The sequence below is a fragment of the Streptomyces parvulus genome, assembly GCF_014648855.1.
Taxonomy (GTDB): domain Bacteria; phylum Actinomycetota; class Actinomycetes; order Streptomycetales; family Streptomycetaceae; genus Streptomyces; species Streptomyces parvulus.
Genome location: NZ_BMRX01000006.1, coordinates 346,678 through 362,343, shown reverse-complemented (window position 1 = coordinate 362,343; position 15,666 = coordinate 346,678). Strand labels below are relative to the sequence as shown.

At 73.6% G+C, this 15,666-nt stretch carries 15 protein-coding genes; 7 read left to right on the top strand and 8 right to left on the bottom strand.

From position 1 onward, the window contains the following. The first annotated feature begins 151 nt into the window (after positions 1-151). Positions 152-361, top strand: a complete 210-nt coding sequence (locus IE108_RS13805; RefSeq protein WP_064727584.1) for a hypothetical protein — start codon at positions 152-154, stop codon at positions 359-361. A gap of 32 nt (positions 362-393) precedes the next feature. Here IE108_RS13805 and IE108_RS13800 read toward each other — a convergent pair whose 3' ends face one another. From IE108_RS13800 to IE108_RS13780, 5 genes are all read right to left on the bottom strand, one after another. Further along, positions 394-588 (bottom strand): DUF397 domain-containing protein, encoded by a 195-nt coding sequence (locus tag IE108_RS13800; RefSeq protein WP_064727585.1) that lies wholly within the window; start codon positions 586-588, stop codon positions 394-396. After that, positions 585-1,439: a helix-turn-helix domain-containing protein gene (locus IE108_RS13795; protein WP_064727586.1), complete on the bottom strand. Its 855-nt coding sequence runs from the start codon at positions 1,437-1,439 to the stop codon at positions 585-587. Before IE108_RS13795 ends, IE108_RS13800 begins: the two co-directional genes overlap by 4 nt. Positions 1,440-1,801: 362 nt before the next feature. Then, positions 1,802-2,365 carry a Uma2 family endonuclease gene (locus IE108_RS13790; RefSeq protein WP_064727587.1) on the bottom strand — a complete coding sequence of 188 codons (564 nt, stop codon included), beginning with the start codon at positions 2,363-2,365 and terminating at the stop codon, positions 1,802-1,804. A 121-nt stretch (positions 2,366-2,486) separates the two neighbouring features. Then, positions 2,487-3,707 (bottom strand): MFS transporter, encoded by a 1,221-nt coding sequence (locus IE108_RS13785; RefSeq protein ID WP_064727588.1) that lies wholly within the window; start codon positions 3,705-3,707, stop codon positions 2,487-2,489. Between the two features lie 100 nt (positions 3,708-3,807). After that, complete coding sequence (locus tag IE108_RS13780) at positions 3,808-4,860, bottom strand: endonuclease/exonuclease/phosphatase family protein (protein ID WP_064727589.1); 1,053 nt, start codon at positions 4,858-4,860, stop codon at positions 3,808-3,810. 308 nt (positions 4,861-5,168) lie between these two features. On the opposite strand from IE108_RS13780, the gene panB reads away from it, so the two are divergent. The 3 genes from panB to IE108_RS13765 all read left to right on the top strand — a co-directional run bounded on the left by panB (position 5,169) and on the right by IE108_RS13765 (position 8,092). Beyond that, positions 5,169-6,044, top strand: a complete 876-nt coding sequence (gene panB, locus IE108_RS13775) for a 3-methyl-2-oxobutanoate hydroxymethyltransferase (RefSeq protein WP_064727590.1) — start codon at positions 5,169-5,171, stop codon at positions 6,042-6,044. A 189-nt stretch (positions 6,045-6,233) separates the two neighbouring features. Then, entirely contained in the window at positions 6,234-7,259 is a 1,026-nt protein-coding gene (locus tag IE108_RS13770) for an ATP-binding cassette domain-containing protein (protein ID WP_064731721.1), read from the top strand. Next, positions 7,256-8,092 carry an ABC transporter permease gene (locus IE108_RS13765; RefSeq protein ID WP_064727591.1) on the top strand — a complete coding sequence of 279 codons (837 nt, stop codon included), beginning with the start codon at positions 7,256-7,258 and terminating at the stop codon, positions 8,090-8,092. Before IE108_RS13770 ends, IE108_RS13765 begins: the two co-directional genes overlap by 4 nt. Before the next feature lie 12 nt (positions 8,093-8,104). Here the strand turns inward: IE108_RS13765 and IE108_RS13760 are convergent, their stop codons facing one another. Next, complete coding sequence (locus IE108_RS13760; protein ID WP_064727592.1) at positions 8,105-11,488, bottom strand: AfsR/SARP family transcriptional regulator; 3,384 nt, start codon at positions 11,486-11,488, stop codon at positions 8,105-8,107. Positions 11,489-11,682: 194 nt separating this feature from the next. Between IE108_RS13760 and IE108_RS13755 the strand changes: the two genes are divergently transcribed. Then, a complete protein-coding gene (locus tag IE108_RS13755; protein ID WP_064727593.1) occupies positions 11,683-12,480 on the top strand; it encodes a site-2 protease family protein in 798 nt (265 codons plus the stop codon). Between the two features lie 7 nt (positions 12,481-12,487). On the opposite strand, the gene IE108_RS13750 is transcribed toward IE108_RS13755, so the two are convergent. Together IE108_RS13750 and npdG are read right to left on the bottom strand one after the other, a co-directional pair. Next, positions 12,488-12,748, bottom strand: a complete 261-nt coding sequence (locus tag IE108_RS13750) for a hypothetical protein (protein ID WP_372466457.1) — start codon at positions 12,746-12,748, stop codon at positions 12,488-12,490. A gap of 4 nt (positions 12,749-12,752) precedes the next feature. Next, positions 12,753-13,460 (bottom strand): NADPH-dependent F420 reductase, encoded by a 708-nt coding sequence (npdG, locus tag IE108_RS13745; RefSeq protein ID WP_064727595.1) that lies wholly within the window; start codon positions 13,458-13,460, stop codon positions 12,753-12,755. A gap of 142 nt (positions 13,461-13,602) precedes the next feature. Between npdG and IE108_RS13740 the strand changes: the two genes are divergently transcribed. Beyond that, positions 13,603-14,217 carry a hypothetical protein gene (locus tag IE108_RS13740; RefSeq protein ID WP_064727596.1) on the top strand — a complete coding sequence of 205 codons (615 nt, stop codon included), beginning with the start codon at positions 13,603-13,605 and terminating at the stop codon, positions 14,215-14,217. Positions 14,218-14,319: 102 nt separating this feature from the next. After that, positions 14,320-15,639 (top strand): MFS transporter, encoded by a 1,320-nt coding sequence (locus IE108_RS13735; RefSeq protein WP_064727597.1) that lies wholly within the window; start codon positions 14,320-14,322, stop codon positions 15,637-15,639. Positions 15,640-15,666 lie beyond the last annotated feature (27 nt).

Below are 15,666 nucleotides of genomic sequence, written 5' to 3'. Positions count from 1 at the left end.
GCCGGGGAAAGCGTGAAGAGTCGGGCCCGTTTCCCGACCGTATGCACACACCGATGAACGCGTCACGGGCGGCCGTTTCAACCCCGTGTTCTGATCGGTGCGCGAGTTTCAGCGCTTCCCCCGCCCGTCGGCACGAAAGGCAACACCTCCCATGAACCACGTCCCCCAGACGGAAACCGCCCACCTCTCCGACGCGGACCTCGACCAGGTCTCGGGCGGCACCATCGCGCTCGGCGCGGCCCTCCTGGCCTCCGACGGCGGCTTCGGCGCCGGCCTCCACGCGGAGGCCGGATGCATCGGCCTCACCACGGGCGTCGGCGCCTCCGCGATCCACGGCGACGCGCACACGACGGTGGCCTGAGCCACCCCATTTTTGCGTTCGTGGGCCCCGGATCACGGTGTCCGGGGCCTGACGAATGCCGTCCAGGCTGCCGGGGCAACGGCGAGGCGGGGGCCGTCGGGGCGCTTGGAGTCGCGGATGTGGATGGTGGCGAGGGTTATCGCGACCTCGACGCAGTCGCTGGGGTTGCTGCTGTCGCTGTAGCTGCTGGTGAACCAGATCAGGTCGGACGCGTTTTCGCGGCTCATGTCTCCCCAAGCAGTTTTTCGATGAAGGCCGTTGATTCCCGGGCGGTCAGCGCCTCGGACCGGATGATGCCGTAACGCAGTTCGAGGACGCGAACGTGCCGGGGGTCTGTGACTGGACGGTTGTCGAACTCGTCGTCAGCCCGGCCTACGGCCGTGCCGTCGCCGAACTTGAGCACGTGGATCCGCCCTCCCGTTCCCGGATGGTCACCTCGAGATGTCGGCATCACCTGGATTTGGACATACGGCAACCGCGCCATCTCAAGCAGGTGTTCGAGCTGACGGCACAGCACCATCTTGCCCCCTACCGGGCGCCTCAGCGTCACCTCTTCCACGACGAAGCTGAGTTCGGGAGCGGGCTCCCGATCGAAGATCGTCCTGCGAGCCATCCGTGCGGCGACCGCCCTCCCCAGCTGTGCCTCTGACAGCACTGGCCGCCGCGTGCCAAGCAGGGCACGGGCGTACTCCTCGGTTTGCAGGAGGCCGTGCACATTGTGGATGCCGTACGAAAGCGACTCGACGGCCCGCGACTCCAGTTTCGCCAAGTCCCTTACCTGCTTGGGGTACCGGACCCTCTTCACGTCCTCCCAGGTGGCCGCGAGCAGCCCGCCCGCGTCCAGCACCTGGTCCGCCTTCTCCAGGTACTCCCGCCGGGGAATCCGCTTCCCGCCCTCGACCTTGTAGACGAGATCCTCCCCGTAGCCGACGGCGATGCCGAAGTCCCCGGCCCGCATGCCCGCCGCCTCGCGCCGCAGCTTCAGCTGCCGCCCGACCGTGGCCAGGACCGCCACGCCCCACTCGTCGTCCGGGTCGACCTCCCAACCCGGCTCGTCCGCCCCGCCGTTCACCAACATCCGCATCCTCCGACGTACGCGTTGTATCGCGACGGGCGACACGGTAGGGGCCGAAGCCGCGCCGTGACGCCGGAATGGAACTCCGCCCATGCCAACGGGTGATACGACAGGCGGCGACCCGATACAGCCCGTCCGCTTGGCCGGTGCGGGCGGTCCGCCTACGGGATCCTGGGGACGGATTGCCCCTGCGGACCGTCCGACACTGACGGAGGGAAGGGGAAGGCAAATAGAGGTCTCACATCGAAATACCGCGACCACTCAAGGAAAAGGGACTTCGATGGGATGCCTCGAGCGGAGATTTCCACGGGTGACGCAGTGCCTGCCTCGTGCGACCACGTTTGGTCCTCGCCAAGCAGGCGCCCCTACTGCCGGGACAGCCCGGCCGGATCGATGGCGAGCGGGAACGGGGCCGTCAGGTGGGTGGTCGCACCCGCCAGGGCGGTGGCCTGCTCGGCGTAGCGGCCGCCCCGCAGTTCGTAGGTCACGAGCATGGGGGCGGGGTCGAACTCCAGTCGCCAGAAGTGCGGGATGGCTGCCTCCGCGTAGAGCATCGGCTTGACCTTGCGGTCCACGGTGCTGTTGCCGGGAGAGACGAGTTCGATGACGAGTTGGACGGCCTCGACGTCGACGGTGACGGGGTCGTCGGCGGTCGCGCCCGCATCGGCCACCACCAGGTCGGGCACGACCAGCCCGGACGGCAGGACGACGTTGACGCCCTCGAGGACCTCCACGGGCGCACCGGCGGCCCGGGCAGCCTCGTCCAGGGCGAGATGGAGACGGAACGAGGCGCGCTGGTGACGGACGCCCGGAGCCGGGGACATCAACAGGGACTCCCCAAGGAGCTCGTAGCGGGTCGTTCGGTCTTCGGGCAGGGCCAGGACATCGGCGACGGTCCACGGCCCGGTGTGATCGAGGGCAACGCTCATTCCCTTTCACCTCCTCGTCCGACCGGGCAGTCTCGGTGCGAGCTCCACATGCCGTACACGGTCAGCATACGGGCGCCCGGACCTGCGGGCTCCCGGTTCCGCCGCCGCGACCGGCTGCCCCTCAGCCCCGCACCCTCTCCACCCCCTCCGGCACGTGCCCCGCGACCACCCGGTCGCGTCCGGGCGCCGAGGCCGCCGCCCGCCGGTCCACCGCCCAGGCCGCCCCCGCGACCCCCAGCCCCAGCACCGCCAGCGCCGACCCCGCCAGGGCCGGGGACGTGACGCCGAAGCCCGCCGCCAGGGCCAGGCCGCCGATCCAGGCGCCGCCGGCGTTGGCGAGGTTGAAGGCGGCCTGGTTGGCCGAGGAGGCGAGGGACGGGGCCGCCGTGGCCTTCTCCATGACCATCAGCTGGAGGGGGGAGCCGGTGACGAAGGCGGCCATGCCGAGCAGGGCCACCGACGTCGCGGCCGTGACCGGCGTACGCATGAGGACGGGGAAGAGGGCGAGGACCACGACCAGCGCGGCGAGGCCGCCGAAGAGGGTGCCGCGCAGGGAGTGGTCGGCGAGCCGGCCGCCGAGCAGGTTGCCCGCGGTGGCGCCGACCCCGAAGAGGGCCAGCAGCAGCGTCACGCTGGTGTCGGCGAAGCCGGCCGCGTCCGTCAGCATCGGCGTGATGTAGCTGTACGCGGCGAAGAGCGCGCCGAAGCCGGCGACCGTGGTGCCGAGCGCCAGCCAGACCGGCAGGGAGCGCAGCGCGGCCAGCTCGCCGCGCAGGCCCGCGGTGGGCGCGGGGGCGTTCTCGCGCGGGATGAGGACGACCAGGGCCGCTATCGCCGCGACGCCGATCGCGCTCACGCCGAGGAAGGTCGCCCGCCAGCCGAGCTGCTGGCCCATCGCGGTGGCCGCCGGAACGCCGACGATGTTGGCGACGGTGAGGCCCAGGAACATGAGGGAGACGGAGCGGGCCTTGCGCTCCGGGGCCACCATGCCGGTGGCGACGACCGCGCCGACGCCGAAGAACGCGCCGTGCGGGAGGCCGCTGACGAAGCGGGCGGCCAGCAGGGAGATCTCACCGGGCGCCACGGCCGACAGGGCGTTGCCGAGCACGAAGAGCGCCATCAGACCGATGAGGACGGCGCGGCGGGACATCCGCGTGGTGGCCGCCGCCAGCAGCGGGGCGCCGATGACGACGCCCAGCGCGTAGGCGGACACGAGGTGGCCCGCGGTGGGGATGGAGATGTCGAGGTCGTCCGCGACGTCGGGCAGCAGGCCCATCATCACGAACTCGGTGGTGCCGATGCCGAAGGCGCCCACGGCAAGGGCGAGCAGGGCCAGGGGCATGAAGGGCGGGCCTTTCGAGAGCGGAGTGCGTACGGGAGGGACGACTGTATGTTCCCGTACGGAACAAAGGCTCTCAGGGCAGGTATTCCGCGGGCGAATCTCAGGAGTCGGTTGTGTCGACCTTCACACGCGCCGCGATCGGCAGGTGGTCGCTGCCGGTGGACGGGAGCGTCCAGCTGGTCATCGGCTCGACGCCGTCGACCAGGATCTGGTCGATGCGCGCCATCGGGAAGGACGCGGGCCAGCTGAAGCCGAAGCCGTCGCCGACGGCACCCTGCGGGGAGCGCATCTGCGAGGTGATCGCGGTGAGCGAGCGGTCGTTCATCGTGCCGTTGAGGTCGCCGAGCAGGATCCGGCGGGGCAGCTTCTCGTCGGCGATGGCCTCGCCGAGGGCGTCGGCGCTCTTGTCCCGCTGCCGGGCGGTGAACCCCGCCTCCAGCTTCACCCGGACGGACGGCAGGTGCGCGACGTACACCGCGACCGGCCCGGCGGGGGTGGCGACGGTGGCGCGCATCGCACGCTTCCAGCCCAGCTGGATGTCGACCGCCCGCACGTCGCCGACCGGGTACTTGCTCCACAGCCCGACGGTGCCGACGACCGCGTGGTGCGGGTACTTCGCCTCCAGCGCCTTCTCGTACGTCGGCACGGCCGACGCCTTCAGCTCCTCCAGGGCGAGGACGTCCGCCCCGGCCGCGGACACGGCGCGGGCGGTGCCCTCCGGGTCGGCGTTGTCGGCGTTGACGTTGTGCGTGGCCACCGTGAGGTCGCCGCCGGTGCCGGTCTTGTCGAAGAGCAGGCCGCCGAAGAGGTTCAGCCAGACGCTCACCGGCAGGACCAGCGCGATCAGCGCCGTCGCCGACCTGCGGACCAGGGCGATCACCAGCAGGACCGGGATCAGGAGGCCGAACCACGGCAGGAAGGTCTCGGTGAGGCTGCCGAGGTTGCCGATGGCGTTCGGGATGTGCGAGTGGGCCGCCATGACGCCGGAGAGGAGGAGCGCGACCGCGGCCGTGACCAGGCCACGGGTCCAGATCCGCCGGTCCCCGCGCCAGCCGGCGGCCGCCCGGCCGGCCAGGCGCCGAAGCCGGTTCCCCCGGCGCTCGGGATCCGAGCCTCCGTTGTCCGTCTCCGTCATGTACGCCTGCTGCGCCATACCGTCGCCTCACTGCCCGCCGTGCTCACCGTCGCCCCCCGTGACTCAGCACCATAGGGGATGATCGGTTCCGATCCCGCCGTCCCTCGACGGCCGTACGGGCACTGGGACGTACGAGTCGCCACGCGGAGTTCCGCGTCCCGCGTGGACGGGTCGCTCTGTGACAGAACGGGCACATTTCGCCTCATGGGCCGATCATGGCCTCGTGACGAGGGTCCCCTAGCCGCGAGGGCGCGGGAGGTGCCACCATGGGAGGGATCCGGGGACGCCGTCAGGGCGCCTCGAGATGACATGAAGGAGCCGTTGCCATGACGCAGCTTTCGGCTGCCCCGACACCGCAGCGCACCCCCGGGGACGGGAGCAGGGCGCTGTACGGGGGCAAGATCAACCGTCGCATCACCGTCCGGGACATCACCGCCGCCAAGGAGCGCGGCGAGAAGTGGCCCATGCTCACCGCGTACGACGCGATGACCGCGTCCGTCTTCGACGAGGCCGGCATCCCGGTGATGCTCGTCGGCGACTCCGCGGGCAACTGCCACCTCGGCTACGAGTCGACCGTGCCCGTCACGCTGGACGAGATGACCATGCTCTCGGCGGCCGTGGTGCGCGGCACCTCCCGCGCCCTGATCGTCGGCGACCTGCCCTTCGGGACGTACCAGGAGGGCCCCGTGCAGGCGCTGCGCTCGGCGACGCGCCTGGTCAAGGAGGCCGGGGTCGGCGCCGTCAAGCTGGAGGGCGGCGAGCGCTCGCACCGGCAGATCGAGCTGCTGGTCGAGTCCGGCATCCCCGTGATGGCCCACATCGGCCTCACCCCGCAGTCCGTGAACGCCATGGGCTACCGGGTGCAGGGCCGCGGCGAGGAGGCGGCCCAGCAGCTGCTGCGCGACGCCAAGGCCGTACAGGACGCGGGCGCCTTCGCGGTCGTCCTGGAGCTGGTACCGGCCGAGCTGGCCGCCGAGGTGACCCGGACCCTGCACATCCCGACCGTCGGCATCGGCGCGGGCCCCGAGACCGACGCCCAGGTGCTGGTGTGGACCGACATGCTCGGGCTGACCGGCGGGCGGGTGCCGAAGTTCGTCAAGCAGTACGCCGACCTGCGCCAGGTCATCGGCGACGCCGCGAAGGCGTACGCCGAGGACGTCGTCGGCGGAACGTTCCCCCAGGACGAGCACTCCGTCCACTGAGCCACCGCGGTACGACACCGGCCCCGCCGATCTTCCCCCGTCGGCGGGGCCGGTGCTTTTCCCGGCGCCGCCGGTGTGCCGCCGGTGCCGTCGGCGCGTCGGCGTGCCGTCGGTGCCCTGTCGGTGGCCGCGGAGCCCTGTCGGCGGGATGTCGGCGCTTTGTCGGTGGGGGCTGGCACCGTCGTCGGCATGAAGCGAATCGACGACAACCCCTCGGCCGCGGACGCCGCGGTCACCGTACGGGGGCTGGTCAAGCACTACGGCGAGACCAAAGCGCTGGACGGCGTCGACCTGGATGTGCGCGAGGGCACCGTGATGGGTGTGCTCGGACCGAACGGCGCCGGCAAGACCACCCTCGTCCGCATCCTGTCCACCCTCCTCGCACCCGACGCCGGCCGGGCGCACGTCGCCGGCTACGACGTCGTACGGCAGCCCCGGCAGCTGCGGCGGGTCATCGGCCTCACCGGGCAGTACGCGTCCGTGGACGAGAAGCTCCCCGGCTGGGAGAACCTGTACATGATCGGCCGGCTGCTCGACCTGCCCCGCGGGGAGGCCCGCGCCCGGGCCGACGAGCTGCTGGAGCGGTTCTCGCTCACCGACGCCGGCAAGCGGCCCGCGGCCACCTACTCCGGCGGTATGCGGCGGCGCCTCGACCTGGCGGCGTCGATGATCGGGCGCCCGCAGGTGCTCTTCCTCGACGAGCCCACCACCGGCCTGGACCCCCGCACCCGCAACGAGGTGTGGGACGAGGTCAAGCGCATGGTCGGCGACGGCGTCACCGTGCTGCTCACCACCCAGTACATGGAGGAGGCCGAGCAGCTCGCCTCCGAGCTGACCGTCGTCGACCGCGGCCAGGTCATCGCGAAGGGCGGCATCGAGGAGCTGAAGGCCAAGGTCGGCGGCCGCACCCTGCGCGTCCGCCCGGCCGACCCGCTGCACCTGCGCCCGCTCGCCGCCCACCTGGACGAGCTGGGCATCACGGGCCTCGCGAGCAGCACGGTGGACACCCAGCGCGGCGCCGTCCTCGTGCCGATCCTCAGCGACGAGCAGCTGACCGCGGTGGTCGGCGCGGTCACCGCGCGCGGCATCACCGTCGCCTCCATCACCACCGAACTGCCCAGCCTGGACGAGGTCTTCCTGTCCCTCACCGGCCACCGCGCCAGTGCCCCGCAGGACCCCGCGCCCGCCGACACCCGCGAGGAGGTCGCCGTATGAGCGCGACCACAGCCCCCGTCACCGCGACCACCGCCCCCGGCACCGCGGACGACGCCCGCATCCCGCTGCGCGGCCACGTACGCCACACCGGTGCCCTGGTCCGCCGCAACCTGCTGTGGATCCGGCAGGACCCGGAGTCGATGTTCGACGCGCTGCTGATGCCGGTCGTCTTCACCCTGCTGTTCGTGTACGTCTTCGGCGGGTCGATCGGCCAGGCCCTGGGCGGCGGGCAGGACGGCTACGTGCAGTACGTGATCCCCGGCATGATCGCGATGATGAGCATGACGCTGTCGCAGGGCGTCGGCACCGGCTTCAGCCAGGACTTCAACTCCGGCGTCATGGACCGCTTCCGCTCGCTGCCCATCGGGCGCGGCTCGGTGCTCTTCGCGAAGATCGCGGTGGAGATGGTGCGGATGCTGTTCGCCACCGCCGTGCTGATGATCGTCGCCGTGCTGGTGGGCTTCGACATCGACCACTGGGCCGGACTGTTCGCGGCCGTGGGGCTGTCGGCGGTCTTCGCCTCGTCGATCATGTGGGTGTTCCTCACCCTCGGCGTGATCCTGAAGAACGCCCAGTCGGTGCAGGCGATGGGCTTCCTGGTGCTGTTCCCGCTCCAGTTCGGCTCCTCGATCTTCGCGCCGCCGCAGTCCATGCCGGGCTGGCTCCAGGCCTTCACCGACTACAACCCGCTGTCCACGCTGGCCGACGCCGCGCGCGGACTGATGGTCGGCGGACCGGTCGCGCACGACCTGTGGATCACGCTCGGCTGGTCGGTGGCGATCACGGCGGTGATGGCGCCGGTCGCCATCCACAAGTTCCGTACGAAGAGCTGACCCGCGCACCCGTCACACCAGGGCGGCGGCCTCCTCCAGGGAGAGGCCGCCGCCCTCGGCGTACCCGGCCTCGTACGCCTCGGCGCCGAGCACCGCGCGGACCCGCTCGACGGCCCACATGCGCGCGTCCCGCTCCATGCCGTACGCCACGTGGCCGGGCGGCAGCAGCGCGTCGGCGGCACCGATGCACCGCGCTCCGTCCGCGGCGCGGTGCCCGCCGTCCACCCGGGCCAGCGCCATCGCGGCGATGGTCAGGAAGGACGACCCCATGTGCGGTGCGATGGCCGTGGACAGCGGGTCGTCGACGCGCTCCAGCGATCTCCTGACCTTGGCCAGGCACTCCTCGTGCCGGTCCTCCAGCGTGGCGAGCCAGGCCTCCGCGGCGAGGATGAACGCGTCGAAGACCACGAAATGGGAGATGCCGAACTCCTCGCGGAGCAGGCGCAGTTGCTCACCCGCCTCGGCGGTGCGGCCGGTCATGCCGAGCCGGCCGGCCAGATGCAGGCGGGCGGCGGGCATCGCGCCGTTGTGACCGGTGCCCCGCGTCCGCTCGATCACGTCCCGCAGGATGCGCTCGCCCTCCTCCGGGTCACCCGCCTCCACCAGCACGCTGCCGAGCCGGGCGTCGAGAACGTCCACCTGGGCGTGCGCGCCGAGCCGCTCGGCGTGTTCCGCGGCCAACCGGTAGTCGGCGGCGGCGAGCTGGAACTCACCGGTGCGCTCCCGGGCCTCCGCCCGCCCCGAGAGGGCCTCGGCCATGCCCCAGGCGTCGCCGAGGCGGCCGTAGATCTCCAGCGACTCGTCGGCGTCGCGGGTGGCGTCGCCCGCCCAGTCGGTGCGGTTGGCCAGCATGTTGGCGCGCATCTGGAGGGCGCCGGCCAGCTCCCACTCGTAACCCGGCGTCTCCCGGCAGGTCCGCACGGTGGCGTCCTGGATCTCGCGCAGCCGCTTGACGTCCCCGGCGAGGAGCACGGCGAAGAACCAGAGCACACCGGGGCTGCGGCAGGTCTGCGGCATGCCCGGCTCGTACGTCGCCGCGATGATCCGCAGCTTGCTCTGCGCGGCGGGCCGCTGCCAGGCGTCCAGTTCCGTGTCCATACAGGCCAGATGGGCGAGATGCGCCCCGCGCCGGGCCTCGGCGAGGGTCTCTCCGGTCATCGGCGGCGGGGCGGCGGTGCAGCGCTCCCACACCGGCCGGGCGGGGCGGACCGGTTCGGTGAAGGGGTCGGGGCCGAGGGCCATGATCTCGACGAACCAGTTCCGCGCCTCCACCCGCAGGTCGCGCATCTGCCAGTACCAGACCAGGGACAGGGAGAGGCACAGCGCCTCCTGCTCGTCGCGGTCGGCGATGGCGTGGCGCAGGGCGGTGCGCACGTTCTCGTACTCCCGCTCCAGCCGCTCGATGGCGGCGAGCTGGTGCGGGCCGCGCAGCAGCGGGTCCGTCGTACGGGCGAACTCGCGGTAGTGCGTCAGGTGCGCGCGTTCGGCGGCGGCGCGGCCGCCGGCCTCGTCGAGGCGTTCGCCCGCGTACTCGGCGACGGTCTCCAGGAGCCGGTAGCGCATCTCCTCGCCGGTCTGCCGGTCGGTCACGGGGGCGGCCACCACGAGCGACTTGTCGACGAGGGAGCCGAGGGCGTCCAGGGCGGCGGGCCCGCACACGGCCTCGGCGGCGGTGAGGTCGCAGCCGCCGGCGAAGACGGAGAGCCGGCCCAGCACCTCCCGCTCGGCCGCGTCGAGCAGGTCCCAGGACCAGTCGACGACCGCGCGCAGGGTCTGCTGGCGGGGCAGGACGGTGCGGCTGCCGGAGCTGAGCAGGCGGAACCGGTCGTCGAGGCGGTCCGCGATCTGCCGCGGGGTGAGCATGCGCAGCCGGGCGGCGGCCAGTTCGATGGCCAGCGGCAGTCCGTCCAGGCGCCGGCAGATCTCGGCACAGGCGGCGGCGGTGTCCTCGTCGGCGTCGGGCCGGAAGCCGGGGCGGGCGGCGACGCCCCGGTCGGCGAGGAGCCGGAGCGCGGCCGGCTCGGGCAGCGGCTCCACCGGGCGCAGCGACTCGCCCGGCACGCCGAGCGGTTCGCGGCTGGTGGCGAGGACGGTGAGGTGCGGGCAGCGGGCGAGCAGTTCCTCGGTGAGGCGGGCGGCGGCGTCGACGACGTGCTCGCAGTTGTCGAGGACGATGAGCATGCGGCGGCGGCCGCAGTGCTCGACGAGGCGCTCCACGGCGGTGGCCGGCCGTTCGGCGCCGGCGGCCCGCATCTCCTCGGCACCGGCGCCGTACAGCACGGTCTCGCGGGCGCCGAGCGCGGTCAGCACGGCCTCCGGTACGGCGTCGGGGTCGTCGACGGGTGCCAGTTCGGCGAGCCAGACGCCGTCGGGTGCGGTGTCCCCGGCGCCCTCGGCGGCCTCCTGCGAGAGGCGGGTCTTGCCGGCGCCGCCGGGCCCGAGGAGCGTGACCAGCCGGGCGGTCGCGAGATCGGCGCGCAGGGATTCGATGTCGGCGTCACGGCCGACGAAGGAGGTGAGCCGGGCACGGAGGTTGCCCCGGCGGCGGGGCGCGGGGGCGCGAGGGGCCTCGGCGGGCGCTGGCCGGGAGCCGGGGGACGCGGGTGGCGCCGCCCCCTCGGCGGGCGCGGGCCGGGAGCCGGAGGGCGCGGGTGGCCCAACCGGTTCCCCGGGCGCGAGCAGCTCCCCGTGCAGGGCGCGCAGTCCCGGCCCCGGGTCGGTGCCGAGCCGGTCCGCGAGCAGGTGCCGTACGGACGCGTAGGCGGCCAGGGCCTCGGCGGTGCGGCCGGTGTCGCGCAGGGCGCGCAGCCGCAGCGCCTGGAGCGGTTCGTCCAGGGGACGGGCGTCGCACAGCGCCGTCAGTTCGGGCAGGGAGCGCTCGGCCTCGCCGAGGTCCAGGGCGGCGGTGTGCCGGGCCCGCAGGGCGTCCAGGTGCCGGGTCTCCCAGCGGGCGGCCTCGGCGGTGCGGTCGGGCAGGTCGGCGAGGGCGGGGCCGCGCCACAGGGCGAGGGCGTCGTCGAGCGGCACGGCCGCCTTGGCCGGGTCGCCGTCGGCCAGCGCGCGGGCTCCCTCGCCGACGAGCCGGTCGAAGCGGTGCAGGTCGACGTCGTCCGGTGCGGCGGTGAGCCGGTACCCGCCGTCGGCCGAGGCGACCGCCTGCGCGCCGATCGCCCGGCGCAGCCGGCCGACCAGTGCCTGGAGGGCTCCCGTCGCGTCGGCGGGCGGGTCCCCGCCCCACACCTCCTCCACCAGCAGCCCCGCGGGCACGGCGCGGCCGGCCCTGAGCGCGAGCACGGTCAGCAGCGCACGCAGCCGTGCCCCGCCGAGCGGGACGGCCGTGCCGTCGGGGCGGAGTACCTGGGTGGTGCCGAGGATGCGGTAGCGCACGGGCCCCATTGTCCCTGCTGCCGTCTCGCCCGGTCACGGGGTTTTGGCGGCACGGCGTGGCCGGCCCGCGGGGCGCCGGTCGGCCTCGGATCGGCCGCGCCGGAACCGGCCGCCGCCCGCGAGACGTTCTCCCCGTGCGCCCGGTACGGTCGGGCAGTCCCGCCGTCCCGCAGCGTCGCGCGCGTCCGAGAGTCAGGAGTCCCATGTCCACCGCCACCGCCCGCCCCAGTGACCGGCGGATCAGTCCCGTCTTCCTCGGGATCGTCGCCGTGGCCGCCGTCACGGGGTGGGCCACCTGGACCGGGTTCGCCGAGCAGCAGGGGCTCGCCGTGTTCCTGTTCGTGACGGCCGCGTGGGTCGTCTCGCTGTGTCTGCACGAGTACGCGCACGCCCGCACCGCGCTGCACAGCGGCGACATCTCGGTCGGCGCCAAGGGCTACCTCACGCTGAACCCGGTCAAGTACACCCACGCGCTGCTGAGCATCGTGCTGCCCGTGCTGTTCGTGATCATGGGCGGGATCGGGCTGCCCGGCGGTGCCGTCTTCATCGAGCGCGGGCGGATCCGGGGGCGGTGGCGGCACAGTCTGATCTCGGCCGCGGGCCCGCTGACGAACGTGCTGTTCGCGGTGGTGTGCACGGCGCCGTTCTGGCTGGACGCGCTGGACGGGGTGCCGCGGGACTTCCGGCTGGCGCTGGCCTTCCTGGCGCTGCTCCAGGTGACGGCCGCGATCCTGAACTTCCTGCCGGTGCCCGGCCTGGACGGCTACGGGGTGATCGAGCCCTGGCTGTCGTACAACGTGCGGCGGCAGGTGGAGCCGCTCGCGCCGTTCGGGCTGCTGATCGTGTTCGCGCTGCTGTGGATCCCGGCCGTCAACGGGGTGTTCTTCGACGCCATCGACGCGATCCTGCGCGGGCTGGGGATCGGCGAGATCGACACGTACTGCGGCTTCGAGCTGTACCGCTTCTGGCAGACCGACGAGCTGTGCGCGGTCGGCGGGTGAGGGCCGCTCAGCCCGTGGCGGACTGCCGGCGGGTGTCCCGGCCGCGCTTGACGTAGTACCAGCACATGTTCGACGAGAGCCCCGACAGCAGCACCCACACGACGCCGATCAGCACGCTGCCCTGCACGAAGGAGACGACGGCGGCGGTCACCGCGAGGACGCAGACGACCAAGGCGTAGAGGGCGAGGCGGGGCATGGGGCTGGCTCCTGTCGGGGGGACACGTGCGGGTGGCGCGGGGGTACCGCGGCTCCCACCAGTGTCCCCCATCGCCTCATACGTCCGTGACGCGGAGCCCGGCGTGCGCCTTGTAGCGGCGGTTGACGGAGATCAGGTTGGCGACCAGGGACTCGACCTGGTGCGCGTTGCGCAGACGGCCGGCGAAGATGCCGCGCATGCCGGGGATGCGTCCGGCGAGGGCCTGCACGGTCTCCACGTCGGCGCGCTCCTCGCCGAGCACCATCACGTCGGTGTCGATCTCGTCGATCTCCGGGTCCTGGAGGAGGACGGCCGAGAGGTGGTGGAAGGCGGCGGTGACCCTGCTGTCCGGCAGCAGGGCGGCGGCCTGCTCGGCGGCGCTGCCCTCCTCGGGCTTGAGGGCGTAGGCGCCCTTCTTGTCGAAGCCGAGCGGGTTGACGCAGTCGACGACGAGCTTGCCGGCCAGTTCCCCGCGCAGGGACTCCAGGGTCTTGCCGTGGCCCTCCCAGGGCACGGCGACGATCACGACGTCGCTGCGGCGGGCGGTCTCGGCGTTGTCGGCGCCCTCGACCCCGTGGCCGAGTTCGGCGGCGGCGGCCTCGGCGCGTTCGGCGGCGCGCGAGCCGATGATCACCCGCTGGCCGGCCTTGGCGAGGCGGTACGCGAGGCCCTTGCCCTGGGGGCCGGTGCCGCCGAGCACGCCCACGACCAGCCCGGAGACGTCGGGCAGGTCCCAGGGGTCCTTGGCGGGGGCCTTCTGTGCGGCACTGTCGGTAGAGGTCATGGGCCGACCCTACGTCCGCGCCGGTCACGAGGGCCGTACGGGTCCCGGCGCCGGGGGCGGGCCGGCCCCCGGGTCCCCGGGTCGGGCGAATCCGGGGCGAACGCCGGACCGGGCGGGCCGGGTTGCGGCAGGATGCGGTCGCATGGACGCCGTACGGGTCGCGCTGCTGCGGGAAGTGCTCGCCGGGACCGAGTGGCTGGGGGCCACCCGGAGGTTCGCCGGGGCGCTGCGGGGGTCGGTGGTCCCGCACGGGGGCGGGCTGCTGCTCGTGGGCACCGCCGAGCACGAGCCCTGGCATCTCGCCGCGCACCTGGTGGACGAGGCCGCCTGGTCGGGGACGCCCGCGCTGGCGCCCACGCTGGTGCGGCACGGCGCGCGGCCCGCGGATCCGCCGCATCTGGCGGTGGGGCTCGGCCGGCTGGCGGCGGCCGGGCGCGGGGAGACGCTGCTGGTGGTGACGCCGGACGAGCCGGGAGCCCCGCTCCTGGAACGGGTGCACGACGCCCGCCGGGCGGGTGCGACGGTGCTGTCGCTGGGCACCGACCGCGGCCCGGGCGAGCGGGAGCTGACGGCGATGGCGCACGAGGCGCTGACCGTGCCGGACGGCGCCGAGCTGGACCTGGACACGGTGCAGCACCTGGTCAGCGCGGCGGCGGGCGAGAACGCGGTGCCGCAGCCCCGCGGCCGGCGCCGCTTCCGGGACCGCCTCTCCCGCCTGGCCGACCACCTGACGGCCCCGCCTCCGCCCGGCTGGTGAGGCCCGGCGGGCGAGGGCGCCGCTCCCGGCCTCCCGCGGGCGTGCCGGGCCCGGCGAAAACCGGTTGCCGTCGTTCTCCGCCCGGCCCGACGATGACTCCTCGTGACCGAAGCCTCCCCCGTCTCCGCCGACGTGCCCACCGGGCTGCGTGCCCTGCTGCCCGACCTCTCTCCCTGGCGGGCCTCCCGGGACTTCCGGCGGCTCTGGGTCGCCGGGCTGATCACGACCTTCGGGAGCTTCCTGACCTTCGTCGCGCTGCCGGTGCAGATCAAGGAGCTGACCGGGTCCGCGGCGGCGGTGGGTGCGATCGGCGCCGTGGAGCTGGTGCCGCTGGTGGTGTTCGGGCTGTACGGCGGCGCGCTGGCCGACGCCTGGGACAAGCGGAAGCTGATCGTGTGGACGGAGGCCGGCCAGGGCGTGCTGTGCGCGGCGCTGCTGGTCAACTCGCTGATGCCGAGCCCCGCCGTGTGGCCGCTCTACGTGATCGCCGCGCTCACCTCGGCGCTCGGCGCGGTCCAGCGCCCCGCCCTGGACGCGCTGATCCCGCGGATCGTCGCCCACGAGCACCTGCCGGCCGCCGCCTCGCTGAACGCGCTGCGCTGGCAGGTCGGCGGGATCGCCGGGCCGGCGCTGGCCGGTGTGGTGGTGGCGTACGCCGGCCTCGGCTGGGCGTACGCGGTGGACCTGGTCACCTTCCTCGCCTCCGTGGGCCTGGTGGTGGGCCTCGCCTCCGCGCCCGCCTCGCACGAGGCGGCGAAGCCGTCGTGGGCGGCGATCGCCGAGGGCGCCCGGTACGCGTGGAGCCGCAAGGAGCTGCTGGGCACGTACGCGGTCGACCTGGCGGCGATGTTCCTGGCGATGCCGCTCGCGGTGCTGCCGTTCCTGGCGGACGAGCTGGACGCGGAGTGGTCGCTGGGGCTGATGTACGCGGCGATCCCGGCGGGGTCGCTGCTGGTGAGCCTGAGCAGCGGGTGGACGTCGCGGGTGCACCGGCACGGGCGGATGGTGGTGCTGGCGGCGGCCGGCTGGGGTGTGGCGATCGCCGCCGCGGGGGTCGCCGGGAACGTGTGGCTGGTGCTGGGGTGCTTCGTCCTGGCCGGCGCCTGCGACATGGTCAGCGGCGTCTTCCGCAGCGCGATGTGGAACCAGACCATCCCGGACGAGCTGCGCGGTCGGCTCGCGGGCATCGAGCTGCTGTCGTACTCCGTGGGCCCGCAGCTGGGCCAGGTCCGGGCGGGCGGCACGGCCGCGCTCGCCGGGGTGCGGGCGTCGGTGTGGTCGGGCGGGCTGCTGTGCGCGGGCGCGGTGGGGCTGCTGGCGCTGTGCCTGCCGACGATGATGACGTACGACGCCCGGACCAACGAGCACGCGGTGCGGCTGCGCGAGAGACGCGCGGCCGCCCGCACGCCGGGCACCACGTGATCAGATCCCGGGCCGGTGGCGCCGGGG

Excerpts from the sequence above, each read along its gene's own strand:
- IE108_RS13805 (WP_064727584.1), top strand. The coding sequence starts at position 152 with ATGAACCACGTCCCCCAGACGGAAACCGCCCACCTCTCCGACGCGGAC.
- IE108_RS13800 (WP_064727585.1), bottom strand. The coding sequence starts at position 588 with ATGAGCCGCGAAAACGCGTCCGACCTGATCTGGTTCACCAGCAGCTAC.
- IE108_RS13795 (WP_064727586.1), bottom strand. The coding sequence starts at position 1,439 with ATGTTGGTGAACGGCGGGGCGGACGAGCCGGGTTGGGAGGTCGACCCG.
- IE108_RS13790 (WP_064727587.1), bottom strand. The coding sequence starts at position 2,365 with ATGAGCGTTGCCCTCGATCACACCGGGCCGTGGACCGTCGCCGATGTC.
- IE108_RS13785 (WP_064727588.1), bottom strand. The coding sequence starts at position 3,707 with ATGCCCCTGGCCCTGCTCGCCCTTGCCGTGGGCGCCTTCGGCATCGGC.
- IE108_RS13780 (WP_064727589.1), bottom strand. The coding sequence starts at position 4,860 with ATGGCGCAGCAGGCGTACATGACGGAGACGGACAACGGAGGCTCGGAT.
- panB (WP_064727590.1), top strand. The coding sequence starts at position 5,169 with ATGACGCAGCTTTCGGCTGCCCCGACACCGCAGCGCACCCCCGGGGAC.
- IE108_RS13770 (WP_064731721.1), top strand. The coding sequence starts at position 6,234 with ATGAAGCGAATCGACGACAACCCCTCGGCCGCGGACGCCGCGGTCACC.
- IE108_RS13765 (WP_064727591.1), top strand. The coding sequence starts at position 7,256 with ATGAGCGCGACCACAGCCCCCGTCACCGCGACCACCGCCCCCGGCACC.
- IE108_RS13760 (WP_064727592.1), bottom strand. The coding sequence starts at position 11,488 with ATGGGGCCCGTGCGCTACCGCATCCTCGGCACCACCCAGGTACTCCGC.
- IE108_RS13755 (WP_064727593.1), top strand. The coding sequence starts at position 11,683 with ATGTCCACCGCCACCGCCCGCCCCAGTGACCGGCGGATCAGTCCCGTC.
- IE108_RS13750 (WP_372466457.1), bottom strand. The coding sequence starts at position 12,748 with ATGGGGGACACTGGTGGGAGCCGCGGTACCCCCGCGCCACCCGCACGT.
- npdG (WP_064727595.1), bottom strand. The coding sequence starts at position 13,460 with ATGACCTCTACCGACAGTGCCGCACAGAAGGCCCCCGCCAAGGACCCC.
- IE108_RS13740 (WP_064727596.1), top strand. The coding sequence starts at position 13,603 with ATGGACGCCGTACGGGTCGCGCTGCTGCGGGAAGTGCTCGCCGGGACC.